The sequence below is a fragment of the Corynebacterium sp. NML 120412 genome, assembly GCF_002285155.1.
Taxonomy (GTDB): Bacteria; Actinomycetota; Actinomycetes; order Mycobacteriales; family Mycobacteriaceae; genus Corynebacterium; species Corynebacterium gottingense.
This window is the reverse complement of sequence record NZ_NSGL01000001.1, coordinates 1,142,217-1,161,621: the sequence shown is the minus strand read 5'-3', so window position 1 is coordinate 1,161,621 and position 19,405 is coordinate 1,142,217. Positions and strand designations below refer to the sequence as shown.

Here is a 19,405-nt window from a genome sequence, read left to right as displayed (position 1 = left end):
GTCCGTCCGGGTAGGCTGGGCCGCATGATTGCTGCATTTTCTGTCGCCCCAACGGTGACCAATAACGCTACTGCAGAGATGTCGGAAGCCGTGTCGCGCGCCGTGCGCGTTGTGCGCGAATCCGGGCTGCCGCACGAGACGACCGCGATGTTTACCACGATCGAGGGGGAGTGGGACGAGGTCATGGACGTGATCAAGCGTGCCACGCAAGCGGTGGAGGCGGTGTCCCCACGGGTATCGTTGGTGATCAAAGCTGACATCAGGCCGGGCTACACCGACATGATGCACCAAAAAGTCGCGTCGCTAGAGAAGCACTTTTCCAATGACGCCAATGACGTCAATGACGCCAATGACGAAGGAGCGAACTAAATGCCGGATTTCGGACCAGGCGCAGTTGACCTGAACAAGCTGGTGGAGCAGAAGGAGGCGCAGCAGCAGCTCAAGGAGGGCGGATTCGAGCCGTTTATCACGGTCACCGAGAAGGACATCGAGGCCCGCGCCTTCCAGCGCTCCGTGCAGGTGCCGGTGGTGCTGATGATTGGCACTTCCCGGTCGGAGGATTCGGAGTCGCTCAAGGCGACGCTGCAGCAGTTGGCGGCGGGGCAGCGCAAGTTCCTCGTCGCGTACGTCGACGCGGACGCCACGCCGCAGGTGGCGCAGATGTTCGGTCTTCGCGCCCTGCCGACGGTGGTGGCGCTGGCAGCCGGCCAACCGGTGACTAACTTTGAGGGCAACCAGCCCGCCGACCAGCTCAAGCAGTGGGTCGACGCGCTGGTGAAGAACGTCGGCCCGCAGCTGCAGGGTCTGGACGACGAGCCGGAGACGGATGCCCCCGAGCCGGAAGACCCGCGACTGGCCCAGGCAACCGCCGCGCTGAATAGGAGCGATTTCGAGGGAGCCACCGCGCTTTATAACGCCATCTTGGCCGACGAGCCCGACAACCAGCCCGTCAAGCAGGCGAAGGCGACGGTGGCAGTCCTGCAGCGCCTCGACCCCCAGCGCCGCACCACCGACCCGATCGCGGAGGCGGAGCAGGACCCGCAGGACGTGGACAAGCAGCTCGTTGCGGCGGACGCTGAGGTTATCGCTGGCGCGCCGGAGAAGGCGTTCGAGCGTCTGCTGCGCTACGTCAAGGCCGAGCCGAAGGCGAAGGAGCGCCTGCTCGAGCTCTTCACCTTGTTCGAGCCGGGCGATCCGCGCGTGATCAACGCGCGGACCGCCCTGGCCAGCGCACTGTTCTAGCCACGCAGCGTGTACAGCTGCACGCTCATCGCCGGGATGTGCAGGTTGAGGGACTGGTCGAACTGGTCCCAGGTGGTGGGCTCGGTGTCCACGGTGGGGAGGAGCTCGTTGCCTGCTCCGCCGTAGACGGCGTCATCGGTGTTGATGAGCAGCTCCCACGTGCCCGCCTTGGGTGAGCCCAGGCGGTAATTCGGCTGCGAGGCGCCGGAGAGGTTCACCACCGCGAGGACGGCCGAGCCGTCCGCGCCCCAGCGGACGTAGGCGAGGATGTTGTTTTGCGCGTCGTCGCCCTTGATCCACTGGAAACCCATGGGCGTGTTGTCCTGGGAGAACAGCGCCGGGGTGTCGCGGTAGACCAGGTTGAGGTCGCGCACGAGGCGCCGGATGCCCTTGTGGTAGTCGTGGCCCCAGTCATCGGCAAGGTTGTCCCAGTTGACGGAGTGGGCTTCGTCCCATTCGGTGGTCTGCCCCCACTCGCAGCCCATAAACATGAGCTGCTTGCCCGGGTGCGAGAACATGTAGCCGTAGAGCGCGCGCAGTCCCGCGGCCTTGTTCCAGTCATCGCCCGGCATGCGGGTCCACAGCGAGCCCTTGCCGTGCACGACCTCGTCGTGGCTAAACGGCAGGACGTACTTCTCGCTGAACGCGTAGACCAGGGAGAACGTGATCTCGTTGTGGTGGTAGGAGCGGTGGATGGGGTCGAGGGAGAAGTACTCCAGCGAGTCGTTCATCCAGCCCATGTTCCACTTCAGGGAGAACCCGAGGCCGTCGGACTCGGTGGGCGCGGTCACGCCGGGCCACGCGGTGGACTCCTCGGCTACGGTGATCACGCCCGGGTGGGTGCGGTGGACCGTGGCGTTCATCTCCTGCAGGAACTGGACCGCGTCCCAGTGCTCGCGGCCGCCGAACTGGTTGGGCAGCCACTCGCCGGGTTCGCGCGAGTAGTCCAGGTAGAGCATGGAGGCCACGGCGTCCACGCGCAGGCCGTCGAGGTGGAACTCTTCGCACCAGTAGAGCGCGTTCGCCACGAGGAAGTTGCGGACCTCGTTGCGGCCGAAGTCGAAGACGTAAGTGCCCCAGTCCTTCTGCTCGCCGCGGCGCCAGTCGGGGTGCTCGTAGAGCGCGGTGCCGTCGAAGCGCGCGAGCGCCCAGGCGTCCTTGGGGAAGTGTGCGGGGACCCAGTCGACGAGGACGCCGATGTTGTGCGCGTGGAGCTCGTCGACAAGCGCGCGGAACTCGTCTGGCGTGCCCCAGCGCGCGGTGGGTGCGTAGTAGCCGCTGACCTGGTAGCCCCAGGAGCCACCGAAGGGGTGCTCGGCAACCGGGAGGAACTCCACGTGGGTGAAGCCGTGCTCGACCAGGTACGGGACGAGCTCTTCGCGCAGCGTGTTGTAGTTCGAGCCCTGCTTCCAGGAGCCGATGTGGCACTCGTAGACGCTCATGGGGGAGTTCGCCGGGTCCATACCCTGGCGGCGCTGCATCCACTCGGCGTCGCGCCACTCGTACTCGGTGGTGTCGGCGACGACGGAGACGGTCTCCGGCGGGGCGAGGGTGGCCTTGGCCAGCGGGTCGGCCTTGTCCACGCGGTAGCCTTCGGAGGTCTGGACCGCGAACTTGTAGTGGGCGCCGGGCGCGATTCCGGGGATGAAGATCTCCCACACGCCCGTCGAGCCCAGGGTGCGCATCGGGTACTGGTTTGGGTTCCAGTTGCAGAAGTCGCCGACGACCGCCACACCCTTGGCGTTCGGGGCCCAGACCGCGAAGGCGGTGCCGGTGACCTGGCCGAGGTCGGTGGTGTAGGTGTGGACGTTCGCGCCGAGGACCTCCCAGAGACGCTCGTGACGCCCCTCGGCGATCAGGTGCAGGTCCAGCGAGCCGACGGTGGGCAGGAAGAAGTAGGGGTCCGCGATGATCTGCGGCTCCGCGTCCGGGTAGGTGACCTTGAGGCGGTAGTCGCTCGCGTGCTCGCCCTCGAGCTCGGCGATCCAGATGTCGTCGCCGGTGTGGTGCATTTGCACGGCGTCGTTGTGAATGAGCAGCTGCACGTCGGTCGCGCCGAGCAGGCGGGTGCGCACGACGGTGTTTCCGGCCACGGCGTGGCGGCCGTAGAAGTCGTGCGGTGCGTGGTGCTTGCACTCGAGGAGGCGTTGGCGGTCGTGCTCCGGGATGAGCGCTGCGGGGGAAAGTTCGTGGCCGGTCATCATCGTCTTTCTAGTAAAGCGAATGGAGAAGGTGCTGGTTACGGGCGGTAGTCGTGGTCCGAGATCTGGCGGTACGCGAGCGCTTCACGACGCTCCGGAGCAACCTCGGGCAGGCGGAAGATATGGGCAACGTTTTGCTGCGGCACGAGCTGGACGTAGTTGTGCTCGTTCCAGGTGTAGCGGTCGCCGGTGATGAGGTCGTGGACCGGGAAGGGCTCGCCGTTGTCCAGGCCGAGTGAGGCGGCGTCGATATGCACCATGCCCTCTTGCATGTGCCAGGGGTCCAGGTTGACCACAACGAGGACGGCGTTGCCCGTGACCGCGTCGACCTTGGAGTAGGCGATGATCTGGTCGTTGGTCACCTCGTGGAAGCGGATCTGGCGCAGCTGCTGCAGGGCAGGCTGCTCGCGGCGGATGCGGTTGAGCAGGGTGAGGTAGGGCTCGAGGGACTGGCCGCGCTCGAGGGCCGCCTCGAAGTCGCGGGGGCGCAGCTGGTACTTCTCAGAATCCATGTACTCCTCGGAGCCGCCGTGCACGGGGATGGACTCGTAGAGCTCGTAGCCGGAGTAGACACCCCACAGCGGGCTCATCGTCGCGGCGAGTGTGGCGCGGAGCGCGAAGGCGGCGGGGCCGCCCTGCTGCAGCGAGGCATGCAGGATGTCGGGGGTGTTGACAAACAGGTTGGGGCGGGAGACGTCGGCGACGTCGATGAGCAGCTGGGTGAAGTCGGTGAGCTCTTCCTTGCTCACCTTCCAGGTGAAGTGGGTGTAAGACTGTGAGAAACCGGCCTTGGACAGCCCGTACATGCGCGGCGGGCGGGTAAACGCCTCGGCGAGGAAGATGACGTCCGGGTGGGTCTCGTGCACCTTGGCAATGAGCCAGTGCCAGAAGTTCACCGGCTTGGTGTGCGGGTTGTCCACGCGGAAGGTAGAGATGCCCAGCTCGACCCAGTACATGATGACGCGGTAGACCTCGTCGTAGAGGGTCTCCGGGTCATTATCAAAGTTGATGGGGTAGATGTCCTGGTACTTCTTCGGCGGATTCTCCGCGTAGGCGATGGTGCCGTCCGCGAGCACGGTGAAGAACTCGGGGTGGTCGTCGGCCCACGGGTGGTCGGGCGCGGCCTGCAGGGCGAAGTCGAGGGCGATCTCCAGGCCGAGCTGGTCGGCGTGGTGGAGCATGTCGAGGAATTCTTCCTCGCCGCCGAGCTCCGGGTGGAATGCGTCGTGGCCGCCGTCCTTGGAGCCGATGGCCCAGGGGGAGCCCACGTCGCCAGGCGCCGCGGTCACGGAGTTGTTGCGGCCCTTGCGGTTGACCTCGCCGATCGGGTGGATCGGCGGGAAGTAGACGGTGTCAAAGCCCATCGCAGCCACGCGGTCGAGCGCCTGAGCGGTCGTCGCCCACGTGCCGTGGACCGGTGCGCCGCTCTCGTCGCGGCCGCCGGTGGAGCGCGGGAAGAGCTCGTACCAGGAGTTCACGAGCGCTTCGCGACGCTCCACGAGCACGTCGCACACCGGGCCGTGGGAAACCAGGTCGCGCAGTGGGTAGGCGGCGAGCACGTCCAGGACGTCCTCGCTCAGGCCGGCTTCGATGCGCTCCTGGAGGGGGAGGGAATCGTCGGCAAGCGCCGATGCTGCGTCGCTGAGCACAGCGGCGTCGGGGGCGGGGGTTTGCTCGGCGGCGGCGGTGAACAGCTCGATGCCGTGGGCGAGGTCATTGGCCAGCTCGGCGGCGGACTGGCCGGCCGCCAGCTTCTTCGTCACCGCGTTGCGCCAGGTCGCCATGACGTCGGACCAGGCGTCTACGCGGAACTGCCACAGGCCCTGCTCGTCGGGCACGAAGACGGAGTGGACGTAGTCGGGGCGGTAGGGCTCCGGGTGCATGTGCACGGAGTACTGCTCGCCGTCGGGGGAGGTGATCACCAGGGTTGCGGCCACCGCGTCGTGGCCCTCGCGCCACACCAGGGCGGAGACGGGAACGACCTCGCCGACGACCGCCTTCGATGGCAGCGTGCGGCCAGAGACCTGGGGCCGGACATCATCAATTCCGAATCTTGCAACCATGGCGTCATCTACCTCGTACGTGGCGTAGGGATCCCGCGACGCGCGTGCTGCGCCAACCGCGAGCCGGTCAGTAACACTAGCCACAGTAGCGAAACTGCAAGGACCGCACCGGCCTAAGTTGCTCCTAACTTTCGCGCTGGTGCGACGCGCACCCCAACCTCCCCACATGCGCCGGAAAATAGGACAGAATGGGAGGCGTGAATGACGCACAAGCAACCGAACCAGTGACCGACCCAGACCTCCTGCTCGACTTCCGCGACGTGGAGTTCGTCCGCGGCGGCAATACACTCGTCGGCCCCGTGGATTGGCAAGTGGAACTGGATGAGCGCTGGGTGATCGTGGGCCCGAACGGCGCCGGCAAGACCACGCTGATCCGGATGGCATCGGCCCTGGAGTTCCCGTCCAAGGGCACGGCGTTCGTGCTCGGCGAGCAGCTCGGGCGCACCGACATGCGCGATCTGCGCGCCGCGATCGGGCTGACCTCCTCGGCGCTCGCGCAGCGCGTCCCGGAGGACGAGAAGGTGGGGGACCTGGTTGTCTCCGCCGGCTACGCCATCGTGGGCCGGTGGCGCGAGGACTACGACGAGATGGACTACGAGCAGGCCATGGACGTGCTCGAGCAGGTCGGCGCGATGCACCTCATCGACCGCCGCTGGGGCACGCTGTCCGACGGTGAGAAGAAGCGCGTCATGGTGGCGCGCGCGGTGATGATCAACCCGGAGCTGCTCATCATGGACGAGCCGGCCGCGGGCATGGACCTGGGCGGCCGCGAGGACCTCATGGCCTACCTAGGCGAACTCGCGCTCGACCCGGACGCGCCGGCGATGGTGATGATCACCCACCACCTCGAGGAGATTCCGTACGGCTTTACGCACGCCATGCTGCTGGACGAAGGTGAAGTGGTCGCGCAAGGGCTCATCGATGACGTGCTGAACAGCGAGAACGTGTCCAAGGCCTACCACCAGCCGATCGAGGTGACGCGCGCCGACGGGCGCTACTTCGCGCGCCGGGCGCGCTCCTCCCGCGCTGGGGCGCACAGGAAGTGAGTGCGGGGGCGTCGAGAAGCACTCGAGGCCCTTCGGAACTATGAGTCGAGGCATGCAGCGCAGCGTGGGGGCGTTCTCCGCCGACCGCGGCGACGAGATCGACGTCACCGAGGTCAGCGGGTTTCATGGCGCGCGCATGTCCGCCACCGTGATCCTGCTGCGCGACACCGCCGCTGGGCTGGAAGTTTGGATGCAGGAACGCGTGCTGAGCATGAAGAACTACCCCGGGGTAACGGTGTTTCCCGGCGGCGGGGTGGACAGCCGCGACTTTCCGGGCCGCTCGTGGAACGACGGCGACCTGTGGCTCGGCCGCAGCGCGATCTCCATGGCCCGCCAGCTCGGCGTGACCAAGTACAAGGCACACGCGCTGGTGTTCGCGGCGGTGCGCGAGCTCTTCGAAGAATCCGGCACGTTGCTCGCCGTCGACGAGGAGGGGCAGCTGCTTGCCGACGCCCGCCCGTTCCACCACCAGCGCCTCCAACTGGAGTCGCACGAAATCTCGCTGACGGACGTGCTGCGCGACAACGACCTCAACGTGTGCGCCGACCTGCTCAAACCGTTCGCGCGCTGGGTGGGCCAATCCGCTCGCGGCGACTGGTTCGACACGTTCAGCTTCATCGCGGCCAACCCGACGGGGCAGGAACCGGACGGCAACACGGGGGAAGCAGACGACGCGAACTGGTTCCCGCCCTCCCTTCTGCTGGAGGGGTGGCGCCACGGGCTGGTCCGCTTCGCCCCCGCGACCTGGGCGCAGCTGCGGCTCATCGAGCAGTACGGAACCGTCGACGAGGTCTTGGCCGCGGCCAAGCACGCGACCATTACGCCGGTGATCGGAGACCCGGTGGACGACGAACGCTTCGCCGAGTTTTTCACGTTCAAACCCAAGGACCGGATCGGAGGCCGCTATGGCATTCAGCCCGAGTGAGGTCGTCTACCTGGCGGAGCACGCCGCGCGGATCGAGGCGCTCGCCCCGGAGATCGCGCTGACGAAGGCGAGCGTGTTTGCGGACCGGGCGCGGCTAGACGCGGAGTTTGGGGAGCACGCCCGCGCCGTGTCCGCGCTCATCGCCGCGCAGCGGCAGGCGGACGGGAAGTTCCCCGGCTGGTGGCTCACCGACTCCGACGCCGCGCAGCAGCGGCGCTCGTGGCCGCGTACCGCGCGCGCACGCTCGCCGGCGCGGGCGCGACGCTCGTGCACGACGTGACGTGCTCGGTGGGTTCCGAGGCCCCACACATGGTGGACGCGGGGCTCACCTGGCTGGGCTCCGACTTGGACGCGGCGCGGCTGCGCATGGCGCGTTACAACCTCGGCCGCGACGCCTGGCTCGTCCGCGCCGACGCGCTGCACCCGGTGTCCGCGCCGGTGGCAAGGGGCGTGGTTGTTGCGGACCCGGCGCGGCGCAAGAACGGGCGTCGCATCACAGACCCCGCCGACCTCGAGCCGCCCCTGCCTGCGCTCGTGGACGCCTACCGGAGTTCGGAGCTGGCAATCAAGTGCGCGCCGGGCATTGATTACTCGGAGTGGAACGGTCTGGTCAGTGTCGTCTCGCTCGACGGCGGGGTGAAGGAAACCTGCCTCTACACGCCCGGCATTGGCGCCGGGCGCGAGGCGGTCGTGCTCCGCGCCGACGGGTTCGTGGACGTGGTGCGCGGCGCGGGCGACGTCGTGGGCGAGGGGGATCATCGCGCCGAAGGGCCGGGGGAGTGGATCGTCGAACCCGACGGCGCCGTCATCCGCGCCGGGCTGGTGCAGGAGTGGGCACGCCGCCACGGACTCTGGATGCTCGATCCGCACATCGCGTTTCTGACCGGGCGGGACGTACCTCCGGGGTACAGCGGGTTCCGCCTGCGCGAGGTGGTGCAGCTGAAGAAGCTGAAGGCGGCCCTCCGCGCCCACGACGCCGGGGCGGTAGAGATCCTCGTGCGCGGCGTGGACGTGGACCCCGATGCGCTGCGCAACAAGCTCAAACTCAAAGGTGCGCAGCAGCGGGCCGTGATTGTAGCCCGGGTCGGCGACGACGCGCTCGCCTACATCTGCGACGCGAGGGAGCACCGCCCGGCTGCGTAGCCGACGGCTACGATGAGCGGCATGGTGTATCTGGATCACGCAGCAACAACCCCCATGCGGCAAGTGGCTATCGACGCCTGGGTGGAACACGCACACGCCGTCAACCCGGGCGGGCAGTACGGCTCCGGCCGCGCGGCGAACGCTGTCCTCGCGCAGGCACGCGAGGACATCGCTGAGCTGCTCGGCGCGGACCCGGTCGAAGTGGTGTTCACCGGTTCCGGCACCGAGGCGGACAACATCGCGGTGCGCGGCCTTTACCGTGCCCGGACGAGGGAGGGGGCGCCGCGCCGGGTCGTCGCGAGCACGATCGAGCACTCCGCGGTCCTGGAGACGGTCAAGTCTCTGGCACAGACCGAAGGGGCGGAGGTGGCGTGGCTGGAGCCAGACCGGGGTGGCCACGTCCGCGAACTTTCGGCGCTCGATGATCCCGCCGCGGTGGCGACGCTCATGTGGGCAAACAACGAGACTGGCGCGATCCAGCCGGTCCGTGAGGCCGCCGAGCGTGCGAACGCCGCCGGCACGCCGTTGCACGTCGACGCGGTGCAGGCGGTGGGCAAGGTCGAGGTGGACTTCCACGCGTCCGGTGCGACGACACTGGCCGCCAGCGCGCACAAGTTCGGCGGACCCCGCGGCTCCGGCATCCTGCTGGCCAAGCGTTCCCCGGTCCCTCTGCCGGTGGTGCTCGGCGGCGGCCAGGAGCGAGGACTGCGCCCCGGCACCGTCGATGTCGCTGCTGCGGCGGCGACGGCGGCTGCCTTGCGCGAAGCGCTGGACGAGCGCGAGGCGGAGAACGCACGGATCGCGGGCCTGCGCGACCAGCTCATCGAGCGTGTCGTCGCCGCGGTCCCGGGGACGAAGGTGACCGCGACCGAACCCCGCCTGGCCGGCCACGCACACCTGCTCTTCCCGGGCGCGGAGGCGGAGTCCATGCTCATGCTGCTCGACTCGCTCGGTGTCGAGGCCTCAGCGGGCTCGGCCTGCTCGGCGGGCGTGCACCGCGTCTCGCACGTGCTCGAGGCGATGGGGGTGGACGCTCGCGATGGCATGGGCGCGCTGCGCCTCACGCTGGGGCGAACCACCACCGAGGAGGACGTCGACACCTTCGTGGCCCATATCGTCGGGGTCATCGAGCGTGCCCGCGCTGCCGGCTCGCTCTAGGGAAGGGGCGCTTACCAGCGCCCCTTGTGCTCCCAAAAGTTCCCGCCTCCAGTGGTGTGTCTCGTGTGAATGTTGTGACTTGAGTGCGCTAGAGTGCCAGGTATGCACGCACCCTGGACGCTTTCCCCCGCGCGCGCCTCGCGCCCGCACGCCCTGCTCAGCCACCCCAAAGCCCTCATTGCCGCGGTGGTCTCCACCGCGATGGTGTTCACCCTGCTCGTCGTGAGCCCGATCGGTCAGAAGACCGCGGACGCGCAGTCGCTACCCGGCTTGATCTCCGGCGTCGACGTTGCCGGCCACCAGCACCCGGGCGGCGGCCCAATTGATTGGAAGACCGTTTCTGGCCCGGGCGGTCAGAAGTTCGCGTTTATCAAGGCCACCGAGGGCGTCGGATTCAAAAATGACTTCTACGACCAGGACGCCCAGGCCGCCGCGGATGCGGGCATGCAGGCCGGCGCGTACCACTACGCACGGCCCGCCGAGGACGCGCTGGCGCAGGCCCGCTACTTCGCCGACGTCATCAACGCGGGCCCCAAGACAGACCTGCCGCCGGTGCTGGACCTGGAGGTCGACGAGGGGCTCGGCCCGGTCCAGCTCGCAGCCTGGACCCAGCTCTTCCTGGGCGAGGTTGAAGCGCGCACCGGCCGCAAGCCCATCGTGTACACCTACCGCTACTTCTGGTACGAGCACATGAACAACACCAATGCGTTCACCAGCTACCCGCTCTGGCTGGCCGCGTACCAGAACCAGCCCCCGGCCCCGGTTGGTGGCTGGCGCACGCTGAGCTTCTGGCAGCGCTCCGATGCCGGCCGCGTTGCCGGCATCAACACCCCGGTGGACATGAACCTGTTCAACGGCACCGGCGCCCAGTACAACGCGTTCGCGGCCGGCAACCTGGACGCAGCCGGCGGCCTACTCGAGCAGTTCCAGGCACCCGACTCCGGCGAGCTGCAGGTCCTGGAGCAGGACAACACCGCGCTGGTCGTCGCGATCCTCGCGCTGGCGGGCGGCGCCCTCGGCATCGCCGGGCTCGCCGAGGCCGCCGACCAGGCAGGCTTCGACGACGAGGACGCGCGCAACATCGCTGACCTGGTGGCCAAGCTCGCCGCCAACGGCGAGCTGCCGGTCGATGACCTGCGCAGCATGATGATCGGCGACTACCAGGTCGGCGACCTGCTCATCCTGTTGGATAACGCCACCAAGTAGCCCCGGGAGTTCCTCACTCGCCGGCAGGGGGTGTCGGCTCGGGGTCGTGGCGCGGAGTCGTCGCTAAGCTCCGTGCCCACTGCTCGCCCTTGAACTGCGCCGGCACCGCGCCCTTGAGCAGGTTGCGCGTGAGCTGCGGGCTCGCCTCGATGGGGGTGTTGGCGCCGATGAGCACGATATTGCCGTAGCGCCGCCCCTTGAGCATCGGCGGGTCCGCGATCGCCGCAACGTGCGGGAACACCTCACACATACCGGCCAGCTCCTCCTTAGCCTCCTTGAGGTCCGCGCGCGAGCCACAGTTGGCCACGTAGACGCCGGTTTCGCTTATCGACGCCCACACGTTCCCATAAAACTCCACCGTCGTCAGCTCCCGCGGAGTCACGGCGTTGGCGAACACGTCGCGGATGATGACGTCCCGGGTCGCCGGCTTGAACGAGTCGGTGACCTCGCGCGCATCGCCCACCCGGATCTTCACGGCGGGGGCGCGGGGGACGTCGAACAGCTCGCGCGCGAGCTCGGCGAGCCTGCCGTCGATTTCCACGACGGTGTTGCGCGAGCCCGGCCACCCATCCGCGAAGTATCGCGGCAGCGAGCAGGCCGCGCCGCCCAAGTGCGTCAGGCGAGGCTTGGGCCAGCGGGCCCGGTCGCTCACGCCACGGTGCTGGAGTGAGTCCAGGAAGTCCGCGATCCAGCGCATGTACTCAAAATCCAGGCGCTGCGGCTCGCCGGGGACGACGTGCGAGCTGGGGACTCCGTTGACCAGCAGCACCATCGACCCGTCAGGCTCGTGGTGGACCTCGGCCTCGCCGGTGTCGATCTGGTACGTCTCCTGTTTCGCAGCCATGCCTGGCAGGGTACCCGGCAGCCCCGGGGACTTAAGCGTTCACGTCGACGCGGCGCAGGTACATCGTTGACGCGAGCCACCCTGCCACGGCGAGTACCGCGGCTGTGAGGGTGATGCTGGCGACTGTTTTCGGGTCGAGTGCGTTGGCGTCCGCGACCGCAGAGCTGCTCATCCACAGCGCCTTGGACAATCCGACGGGCGGGAGCACGAACTGCATCGCGTGTGCCCTGGCAGCGATCGACCCGAAGGAAATGACGCCCGTGACCGCGCCGAGCGCGATCGGCATAGCAAAGTTGCGGATGACCATGGACAAAAAGCTTTGCCACGCCGCGACCGCCACCGCCGGGAGCACCGCAATGAGCGACGACGCGGGCAGCGCCCACGGCGGCATGCCGCTGAGCCCGCGCATCCACCCGCCGGCAAGACTGCACACGATGAAGATGAGCTGCATGAGAAGCGTGAGGGTAGCGATCGCCCCCAGCTTGGCGGCGACGATCGCGCCCGCGGACCGAGACGAGGTAAGCAGTGTATGCCAGTTGCCGCCGCGGTGCTCGACGCGCCACGCCGCTGCGGCGATGATGGCAATGCCCACCACCATAAACAGCATGCCGTAGAACAGGGTCGCTTGCGACCAGTAGCTTTGCCACCCCGCACTCAGCGTTTCGGAGTTTGCAGCGTAGTTGGCCACGCCGAACGCGACCGCGATCAGCGGGACGCCGCACAGCACCGCAGCAATGTGGGTGCGACGGAGCTTAGCAAGATCATTGACAAGCAGGTCCATGGCTAAATTTCCTTCCTATTGAGGTACCGGGTCGCCACGGCGAAAGCGGCGGCGAGGCAGATGGCGTAGGCGGCCCACAACACCCAATGGGGCTGGGTGAGGGCGATGCCGTCGTCGGCAAAGGTGTAGGGAAGTACCACCGCGAAGTAGCCAAACGGGTTGATCGCAGCGAGCCAGGCGGGGGAGAGCAGCGAAGCAATCCCCAGGAAACCGCCCACCACCCCCAAGGTGAGTACGCCGATCTGGGAATCCGTCACGGCGGCGAGGACGAGCATGATGCCCGTAAGGGCAAGGCTGGTCACCACAGCGGCGGCGCCGTACGCCACCCACGCGGATGCGACCGAGCCCGCGGGGAGCGGCGCTCCCATGGCAGCGGGCAAGGCGACACTTGCGCCGACTTCTATAAGCTTCAGCGCGACAACCAGCGGTGCGACAACGCGAAGCTTGCGGCGCAAGAGCGTGCCCTGCCGGATGCCCGCCACAGCGTTGAGCAGCCACCCGCCGTTGGCGTGCTCGTTATCCACGGTGCGGCTGGCAATGATCGCGGCCTGCAGGGGTGTAAGGAATGCGAGCGCGATCGCGACACCGATGAGGTGGCTGGCCCAAGAGTCGTGCGGGTCGGAGGTGAATTGCTCGATCTGATCGCCGGCAAAGACGTTCATGTTTGCTATCAAAACGATGCCGAGCGAGAGCGCCCCGCCCAGCAGAAGGACATGTGTGCGGCGCAGTTTTAACAGTTCGACGCTCATGCGCTGAGCCCCTCTCGTCCCGTCATGCCAATGAAGATCTCTTCGAGGCTGCGGCGTTTGCGCACGACCTGGTGGATCGGCACGCCGTGGCTGACAAGGTGTGCGCACGCGGCGGCGACGTCGTCGTCGGCAAGCCCGGTCAGCTCCACTCCGCCGGGCACGGTGCGGGGGCGCGATGCCCGCAGGACCTCCGTGGCCGCGTCGGCTGCTGGGGTTTGGATGAAGAGGTCGGGGAGGTGGGCGTCGAAAAGCTGCTGCTGCGAGCCCTGAAAGACGAGCTTGCCCTGGTTGATGATGCTTAGGCTGGTGGACATCTTCTCAATCTCGGAGAGGAGGTGGCTTGAGACGAGGACGGTGCGGCCCTCGTCGCGTGCGAGGCTGATGATGAGCTCGCGGATCTCCTCGATGCCGGCTGGGTCGAGGCCGTTGGTGGGCTCGTCCAGAATGAGCAGCTGCGGGTCGCGCACAAGCGCGATGGCGATCCCGAGGCGCTGCTTCATCCCGAGTGAATAGTGCTTGACCTGCTTGTCCATGTGCTGTTCAAGGCGCACGAGTCGCACCGCGCGCTGCGCGTTGGCGGGGTCGGCCTTAAACAGGCGGGTGACAATGCGCATGTTCTCGGCGCCGGTGAGGTGCGGGTACGCGGCGGGCGACTCGATGAGCGAACCAATACCGGTGAGTACCTCGCCGCGGGTCGCGCGCGTCATCGGACGGCCCAGTACGGTGATCTCGCCGGAGGTGGGGGTGGTCAAGCCGAGCAGCATTTTCATCGTGGTCGACTTGCCCGAGCCGTTCGGTCCCAGCAGGCCATGTACCGCGCCCTGGGGCACTTCGAGATCGAGCTTATCGACGACTGCGTGTTTCCCGTAGGTCTTAGTCAGACCCTTCGTTGCAATGATTGGTGTGTCCATGGCTTCCACTCTTGCCGCGCGGAGCTGCGAAAACATCGGAGCGGGGTACCATCTTTCGCGTCATACCCGGGGATGAGCGCACCTTAGGGAGCGAGCAGATCGGCGCGACTGACCAGGCCGGTGCGGTAGGCAAACAGCGCCGCGTGCACGCGGTCGCGCGACTGTGTCTTGGACAGGATCCGGCCGACGTGGGTCTTCACCGTCGGCATGGAAATGAACATGCGCTCGGCGATCTCCGCATTCGACCAGCCGCGGCCGATCGCGACGAGGACCTCGCGCTCCCGGGCAGTGAGCTCCTCGAGCGCCACGCGATCCCCGTCCGAGAGCGGTGGGGTGTCGTGGTGCTCGGCAGGAGATGGGTGCTGGGAGAATCGCGCGAGGATGCGTTTGGTGGCTCGCGGAGAGATGACGGCGTCGCCGGCGGCCACGGTGCGGATGGCGTCAAGGAGCACCTCGGGCTGCGCGTCCTTGAGCAGGAAGCCGCTCGCGCCAGCGGAAAGGGCGTTGACCACGTAGTCTTCGTCATCGAATGTGGTCAAGATGACCACCTTCGTCGCCGGGAACCGGCGGGCGACCTCGGCGGTGGCGGCAATGCCGTCGAGGACCGGCATCTGCACGTCCATCAGTATCAGGTCGACCGGGCGCGCCTCGCGCTGCTCGAGGGCCCCGGCGCCGTTGGCGGCAAGCCACTGCACCGACATGTCCGGTTGGGAATCGATAACGCGGCGAATCCCGTGGAGGAAGAGCGCCTGGTCGTCGACGATGCCGACGTGAATTGTGCTCATGCCTGCTCCTTCGGGTGAGGGTCAGCGTAGGGGACGCGCAGCTCAGTCACCCACTGCTGCGCTCCAATGTTGGAGTGCGCGGGGCCGGTGTGCACGGTGGCGTCGATAAGCGAAGCTCGCTCGCGCATCCCCCGCAAACCGTGACCGTCCGAGGGGCCGGACGGCGGGGCTGCGATGGCGTTGACCACCTTGATCACCACCAGCTCGTCCTGCCACGTCACGTCGAGCGAGGCCCGGCCGTCGCCGTGCTTGAGCGCATTCGTAAGCGCCTCCTGGACCATGCGCCGGGTCGCGATCGCCGTGGCCAGCGGCAGTTGCTCAGGCGGGGTGCCGGCCTCCGTGTAGTCCACGGCCAGGCCGCCGAGTCGGCTCGTGCGCACCAGCTCGTCCAGGTCAAGTGAATGGGGTGACGGTGCGACCGGCCGCGTTTCTGGCGCGCGTAGTAACGTGACTACCTCGCGCATCTGGGTGAGCGACTCCCGGCCGACCTCGCCGATCGTGCGTAGCGCCTCGTCCTTGGCCGCGAGCGCGGAGTCGCCGTCCCCGCAATATCGGCCGCCGTCGGCCTGCGCGACCATCACGGCCAGCGAGTGCGTGACCACGTCGTGGATCTCGCGGGCGAGGAAGGCGCGCTCCTCCGACATGGCGTGCTCGAGTGCTATCCGTTGCCGCTGTAGCGCCTGCTCCAGTTCGCGGGCCGCGGTTTCCTCCGCGCGCCTGCGGAGCTCGCCGAAGAGCCCAGCTGCGACGAGGAGCGTGGCGCTCCACACGAGGTAGGGGAGGCGCTCGTCGAGAGGCATGCTCCGCAGCACGGGCGACACCAGGGAGAGCGCGAGGAGATCGCCCACGACCAGCGCTGCGGCGGCGACGTCGCGAAGCACAGGGCGCAGGTTGCGGCGGGCGATGTACGCGGTGAAGACCGCGACGACGATCTCGGCGATGGTGAGCTCCGTGCTGCAGGCGCGGATGCCCAACAGCGCACACGCGGAGAGCGCCGTCGTGATCGGCCACCGCCACCGCGTGAATGGCGCAGCGGCCGTCCACACGACGAGCATGGCGGTTGCCCAGACGGGTTGCGAGGCACTGACGACACCGAGCGCAGCGCACGCAGCAAGCGCTATGGCAATGACAACGTCTCGCACACGAACCGGCGACGGGGGAGTTGTGCGTGGCATACCCTCAACCTAGCCAACCCGCGCAGCTGAATCGTCATGCCACGGTATGACCCTCCGGCCTGTTGAGAGCCCAGCGCCGACGGGTTTTCCCCGGCTCCTGTTGACGGGTACACTTCCGCCACATGCGAGTATTAGCAGCGATGAGCGGGGGCGTGGACAGCTCGGTGGCGGCTGCGCGCCTGGTTGAACAGGGCCACGACGTCATCGGCGTCCACCTCGCGCTGTCCAAGGACGCGCAGCAAACTCGTGAGTCAGCCCGCGGCTGCTGCTCGCTCGAGGATTCCGCGGACGCGCGCCGGGTGTGCGACAAGCTGGGCATCCCGTTTTACGTGTGGGATTTCTCGGACCGTTTCAAAGAGGACGTGATTGACAACTTCGTCTGGTCCTACGAGCACGGCGAGACCCCCAACCCCTGCCTGCGCTGCAACGAGAAAATCAAGTTCGCGGCGCTGCTCGAGCGCGCGGTCACTCTCGGCTTCGACGCGGTGGCCACCGGCCACTACGCCATCGTGGATGCGGAGGGCAATTTACGACGTAGCGCTGATCCCAAGAAGGACCAGTCCTACGTCCTGGGCGTGCTCACCCGCGACGAGCTGGACCGCTGCCTGTTCCCAGTGGGCGATACGGAAAAGCCGCAGATCCGCGAGGAGGCCGCGGCCTACGGGTTCTCCACGGCGAACAAGCCGGATTCCTACGACATCTGCTTCATCCCGGACGGCAACACGCAAGCGTTCCTCGGACGCTCGATCGGAATGCGTCCCGGCCTGATCAAGGACCAGGACGGCACCGAGCTCAAGGAGCACGACGGCGCGTTCCAATACACAATCGGCCAGCGCCGCGGGCTGAATCTGCGCGTGCCCGCCGCCGACGGCAAGCCACGCTACGTCACCGACGTGGACGCCGAGACCGGCACCGTGACGGTGGGCCCGCGCGAGGCGCTGAAGATCAACCAGATCACCGCGGACCGGCTGAAGGTGCTTCACCCGGCCATGGAGGGCGAGTTTGAGGCGAATGTGCAGATTCGGGCGCACGGTGGCGTCGTCAAGTGCACCGCGCGCATCGGTGACGACTCAATGACCCTTGACCTGCACACCCCGCTCGAGGGCGTGGCGCGCGGCCAGGCCGCGGTGCTCTACCTGCCTGACCCGGACGGGCTGGGCGATGTGGTTCTCGGCTCGGGCACGATCTGCGCGACGGCGTAGGGGAGCTGCGATGACCGCCTTTGGACTCGGGCCGATGCCCGGCACGGACTTGGCGCAGGCCGCCGACGTGGTGCTTTCGGAAACGGTCCTGCCGCACATCCCGCAGCTGCCGGAGCGCGGCGTGGGTGCGGACGCGATCGGGCGCACGGCCGCGCTGCTGGAGATCCCGATTGGTCGCGGTCCGCGCGGTTGGCGCGTCGCCGCCCGCAAGCGCGGTGACGCCGACCGCATGGCCCGCGACCTCGACGGGCTCGAGGAGGCCTGGCACGGCAAGGTTGACACCGTCAAGGCGCAGCTGGTCGGGCCGTTTACGCTTGCCGCCGAGGTGGAGATGCCCAACGGACACCGCATGATCACCGACGCCGGCGCGCTGCGCGACCTCACGGACGCGCTGCTCGAGGCATGCACCGAGCACCGCCGCGATGTCGCAGCACGCTTCGGCGACGTCGTACTCCAGCTCGACGAGCCGCTGCTGCCCGAGGTCACCGCCGGTACGCTCCGCGGCACCACAGACTACGAGACGATCCGGGCCATCCCTGAGCCGCAGGAAACCTTGCAGCGTTTCGGGGAGCACTTGCTACATACGCCGCAGCTTCTCGACGCCACCCCGTGGATCACCGCCGACCCGCGCACTTGCGACAAGGACACGCTGGCCAAGCTGCTGGACCAGGGTACTCGCATCGCGATTCCGACCATGGCCCCGCGCGAGCTCTACCGTGTCTTCGATGATCTGCAGATCGACCCGGCGCAGACCCGCGTCGACGTATATGCCGAACCCGCGGAGACGTTGGTGGGCACCGCCGCGAACTATCGCGCGGCCCGCGAGATGGCCGAAGAGCTTAGCATGGAGGTATGAGCGAGCCACTGCACTGGAGCAAGAAAACCGCTGACTACGCGACGGGTGTCACCTTTGGCGCGATGTTCTTTGTCGTCTTCGGCCTGGTGTTGGACGACCTTATTTTGGGTACCGCCCTCGGTGTGCTGTGGTTCGTTGTGTTCTCGGGATTCCCGGAAAAACGCGAAGCTCATTTCGATGGGCAAACGCTTCGCCTGGTGGAAGACGGAGAATCCACACATCTGCTCGCAGAAGACATCGAGTCTGTGGACCTGACTGACGGCGACATGATTGTCCGGACGAAGAACGGGGAGGAACACGCCCTGGGTCTGATGACGAAGGGCTACGTGAGTTTGTCGACAAGCTGCGTGCGGAGCTCACGGAGGTTTAGCCCACCATCGGCCAGCCCATGTTCACGTTGGACGCGTCGCGCCCACGCGACTCCAGCCACTTCTTCAGGTCGGTCTGGATGCGGTAGTTCTCTACGGCCTGGTACTCCATGAGCTCGTCGGTGTCCATCTTCGCGAGTTCCGGCCAGACCTTGCGCACCTGCTTCCACGCGATACGCGCGGCCGCCATCGCGTCCGAGGTTGCTTCGTGGGCGTTGTCCAGGCGCACCCCGTAGTGCTCGCACAGCGCGCCCAGGTTGCGCTTGCCCTTACGGTAGCGGTCGCGCGCCCTGTCGATGAGCAGCGGGTCAAACACCGGGCCGGTCACGGTGAAGTCGCCGGTCAGCGCGCGCAACACGCTTAGGTCGTAGGGGGCGTTGAAGACGATCAGCGTGAGCCCGTCCTCCCAGCCCTGCTTGATAGCGTCGACGGTCTCACGCAGGACCTCGTCGTGGGGGCGGCCCTCGGCGCGCGCCTTCTCGGTGCTGATGCCGTGGACCGCTGCCGCGGCTTCTGGGATTTCCATGCCGGGGTCAGCGAGGGTCTCGTTGGCGGTGACCTCGCGGCCGTCGATACGCACGAGGGCTGAGGTGACAATGCGAGCCTCGAGCGGGTTTACGGAGGTGGTTTCGAGGTCGAAGGAGAGCATGCGGGACGCGTCAAAAGCGGCGGGTGCGGAAGCCATGCCCGTCATTGTATCCGCGCCCCCAACACGGGATGGTTTTCCGTTCGAACGCACGGGGGTCGTTG

Annotated in this window: 17 protein-coding genes and 1 pseudogene; 9 read left to right on the top strand and 9 right to left on the bottom strand. The window is 67.4% G+C overall.

The window, feature by feature from the left end; genetic code table 11:
- Nucleotides 1-24 precede the first annotated feature (24 nt).
- Both CKJ84_RS05295 and CKJ84_RS05290 read left to right on the top strand, forming a co-directional pair.
- Nucleotides 25-369, top strand: coding sequence for a thiamine-binding protein (locus CKJ84_RS05295; protein ID WP_095276030.1), 345 nt, complete (start codon nt 25-27; stop codon nt 367-369).
- Nucleotides 370-1,242, top strand: a complete 873-nt coding sequence (locus CKJ84_RS05290) for a tetratricopeptide repeat protein (RefSeq protein ID WP_095546153.1) — start codon at nt 370-372, stop codon at nt 1,240-1,242.
- Here the strand turns inward: CKJ84_RS05290 and glgB are convergent.
- Entirely contained in the window at nt 1,239-3,443 is a 2,205-nt protein-coding gene (glgB, locus tag CKJ84_RS05285) for a 1,4-alpha-glucan branching protein GlgB (protein ID WP_095535172.1), read from the bottom strand. The genes CKJ84_RS05290 and glgB overlap by 4 nt on opposite strands.
- 38 nt (nt 3,444-3,481) lie before the next feature.
- Nucleotides 3,482-5,506, bottom strand: a complete 2,025-nt coding sequence (locus CKJ84_RS05280; RefSeq protein WP_095546152.1) for a maltotransferase domain-containing protein — start codon at nt 5,504-5,506, stop codon at nt 3,482-3,484.
- Nucleotides 5,507-5,694: 188 nt separating this feature from the next.
- On the opposite strand from CKJ84_RS05280, the gene CKJ84_RS05275 reads away from it, so the two are divergent.
- The 5 genes and pseudogenes from CKJ84_RS05275 to CKJ84_RS05255 all read left to right on the top strand — a co-directional run bounded on the left by CKJ84_RS05275 (nt 5,695) and on the right by CKJ84_RS05255 (nt 10,984).
- Nucleotides 5,695-6,552: an ABC transporter ATP-binding protein gene (locus CKJ84_RS05275; RefSeq protein WP_095546151.1), complete on the top strand. Its 858-nt coding sequence runs from the start codon at nt 5,695-5,697 to the stop codon at nt 6,550-6,552.
- A gap of 52 nt (nt 6,553-6,604) precedes the next feature.
- Nucleotides 6,605-7,477, top strand: coding sequence for an NUDIX domain-containing protein (locus tag CKJ84_RS05270; protein ID WP_095546150.1), 873 nt, complete (start codon nt 6,605-6,607; stop codon nt 7,475-7,477).
- A pseudogene (locus CKJ84_RS05265) lies at nt 7,458-8,620 on the top strand (SAM-dependent methyltransferase). The gene CKJ84_RS05270 and the pseudogene CKJ84_RS05265 overlap by 20 nt, the downstream one beginning before the upstream one ends.
- A 21-nt stretch (nt 8,621-8,641) precedes the next feature.
- Nucleotides 8,642-9,778, top strand: coding sequence for a cysteine desulfurase family protein (locus CKJ84_RS05260; RefSeq protein WP_095546149.1), 1,137 nt, complete (start codon nt 8,642-8,644; stop codon nt 9,776-9,778).
- Nucleotides 9,779-9,880: 102 nt separating this feature from the next.
- Nucleotides 9,881-10,984: a glycoside hydrolase family 25 protein gene (locus CKJ84_RS05255; RefSeq protein ID WP_095546148.1), complete on the top strand. Its 1,104-nt coding sequence runs from the start codon at nt 9,881-9,883 to the stop codon at nt 10,982-10,984.
- A gap of 13 nt (nt 10,985-10,997) precedes the next feature.
- Here the strand turns inward: CKJ84_RS05255 and CKJ84_RS05250 are convergent, their stop codons facing one another.
- The 6 genes from CKJ84_RS05250 to CKJ84_RS05225 all read right to left on the bottom strand — a co-directional run bounded on the left by CKJ84_RS05250 (nt 10,998) and on the right by CKJ84_RS05225 (nt 16,229).
- Complete coding sequence (locus tag CKJ84_RS05250) at nt 10,998-11,828, bottom strand: spermidine synthase (RefSeq protein WP_095546147.1); 831 nt, start codon at nt 11,826-11,828, stop codon at nt 10,998-11,000.
- Between the two features lie 31 nt (nt 11,829-11,859).
- Nucleotides 11,860-12,609, bottom strand: coding sequence for an ABC transporter permease (locus CKJ84_RS05245; protein WP_095546146.1), 750 nt, complete (start codon nt 12,607-12,609; stop codon nt 11,860-11,862).
- 2 nt (nt 12,610-12,611) lie between these two features.
- Nucleotides 12,612-13,358: an ABC transporter permease gene (locus tag CKJ84_RS05240; RefSeq protein ID WP_095546145.1), complete on the bottom strand. Its 747-nt coding sequence runs from the start codon at nt 13,356-13,358 to the stop codon at nt 12,612-12,614.
- Complete coding sequence (locus CKJ84_RS05235; RefSeq protein ID WP_095546414.1) at nt 13,355-14,269, bottom strand: ABC transporter ATP-binding protein; 915 nt, start codon at nt 14,267-14,269, stop codon at nt 13,355-13,357. The genes CKJ84_RS05240 and CKJ84_RS05235 overlap by 4 nt, the downstream gene beginning before the upstream one ends.
- An 83-nt stretch (nt 14,270-14,352) precedes the next feature.
- Entirely contained in the window at nt 14,353-15,054 is a 702-nt protein-coding gene (locus CKJ84_RS05230; RefSeq protein WP_198949238.1) for a response regulator transcription factor, read from the bottom strand.
- A complete protein-coding gene (locus CKJ84_RS05225; protein WP_095546144.1) occupies nt 15,051-16,229 on the bottom strand; it encodes a sensor histidine kinase in 1,179 nt (392 codons plus the stop codon). Before CKJ84_RS05225 ends, CKJ84_RS05230 begins: the two co-directional genes overlap by 4 nt.
- A gap of 122 nt (nt 16,230-16,351) precedes the next feature.
- Here CKJ84_RS05225 and mnmA point away from each other — a divergent pair, with 122 nt between their 5' ends.
- Together mnmA and CKJ84_RS05215 are read left to right on the top strand one after the other, a co-directional pair.
- The gene (gene mnmA / locus CKJ84_RS05220) at nt 16,352-17,431 is read left to right on the top strand and encodes a tRNA 2-thiouridine(34) synthase MnmA (protein ID WP_095536932.1); all 1,080 of its coding nucleotides are present in this window, start codon (nt 16,352-16,354) and stop codon (nt 17,429-17,431) included.
- Nucleotides 17,432-17,441: 10 nt separating this feature from the next.
- Entirely contained in the window at nt 17,442-18,287 is an 846-nt protein-coding gene (locus CKJ84_RS05215) for a methionine synthase (RefSeq protein ID WP_095546143.1), read from the top strand.
- A 366-nt stretch (nt 18,288-18,653) separates the two neighbouring features.
- On the opposite strand, the gene CKJ84_RS05210 is transcribed toward CKJ84_RS05215, so the two are convergent.
- Nucleotides 18,654-19,349, bottom strand: coding sequence for a 3'-5' exonuclease (locus CKJ84_RS05210; protein WP_198949237.1), 696 nt, complete (start codon nt 19,347-19,349; stop codon nt 18,654-18,656).
- Between the last annotated feature and the right edge of the window lie 56 nt (nt 19,350-19,405).

Coding starts and splice junctions, on each gene's coding strand:
- CKJ84_RS05295 (WP_095276030.1), top strand. CDS start 25: ATGATTGCTGCATTTTCTGTCGCCCCAACGGTGACCAATAACGCTACT.
- CKJ84_RS05290 (WP_095546153.1), top strand. CDS start 370: ATGCCGGATTTCGGACCAGGCGCAGTTGACCTGAACAAGCTGGTGGAG.
- glgB (WP_095535172.1), bottom strand. CDS start 3,443: ATGACCGGCCACGAACTTTCCCCCGCAGCGCTCATCCCGGAGCACGAC.
- CKJ84_RS05280 (WP_095546152.1), bottom strand. CDS start 5,506: ATGGTTGCAAGATTCGGAATTGATGATGTCCGGCCCCAGGTCTCTGGC.
- CKJ84_RS05275 (WP_095546151.1), top strand. CDS start 5,695: ATGGGAGGCGTGAATGACGCACAAGCAACCGAACCAGTGACCGACCCA.
- CKJ84_RS05270 (WP_095546150.1), top strand. CDS start 6,605: ATGCAGCGCAGCGTGGGGGCGTTCTCCGCCGACCGCGGCGACGAGATC.
- CKJ84_RS05260 (WP_095546149.1), top strand. CDS start 8,642: ATGGTGTATCTGGATCACGCAGCAACAACCCCCATGCGGCAAGTGGCT.
- CKJ84_RS05255 (WP_095546148.1), top strand. CDS start 9,881: ATGCACGCACCCTGGACGCTTTCCCCCGCGCGCGCCTCGCGCCCGCAC.
- CKJ84_RS05250 (WP_095546147.1), bottom strand. CDS start 11,828: ATGGCTGCGAAACAGGAGACGTACCAGATCGACACCGGCGAGGCCGAG.
- CKJ84_RS05245 (WP_095546146.1), bottom strand. CDS start 12,609: ATGGACCTGCTTGTCAATGATCTTGCTAAGCTCCGTCGCACCCACATT.
- CKJ84_RS05240 (WP_095546145.1), bottom strand. CDS start 13,358: ATGAGCGTCGAACTGTTAAAACTGCGCCGCACACATGTCCTTCTGCTG.
- CKJ84_RS05235 (WP_095546414.1), bottom strand. CDS start 14,269: ATGGACACACCAATCATTGCAACGAAGGGTCTGACTAAGACCTACGGG.
- CKJ84_RS05230 (WP_198949238.1), bottom strand. CDS start 15,054: ATGAGCACAATTCACGTCGGCATCGTCGACGACCAGGCGCTCTTCCTC.
- CKJ84_RS05225 (WP_095546144.1), bottom strand. CDS start 16,229: ATGCCACGCACAACTCCCCCGTCGCCGGTTCGTGTGCGAGACGTTGTC.
- mnmA (WP_095536932.1), top strand. CDS start 16,352: ATGCGAGTATTAGCAGCGATGAGCGGGGGCGTGGACAGCTCGGTGGCG.
- CKJ84_RS05215 (WP_095546143.1), top strand. CDS start 17,442: ATGACCGCCTTTGGACTCGGGCCGATGCCCGGCACGGACTTGGCGCAG.
- CKJ84_RS05210 (WP_198949237.1), bottom strand. CDS start 19,349: ATGACGGGCATGGCTTCCGCACCCGCCGCTTTTGACGCGTCCCGCATG.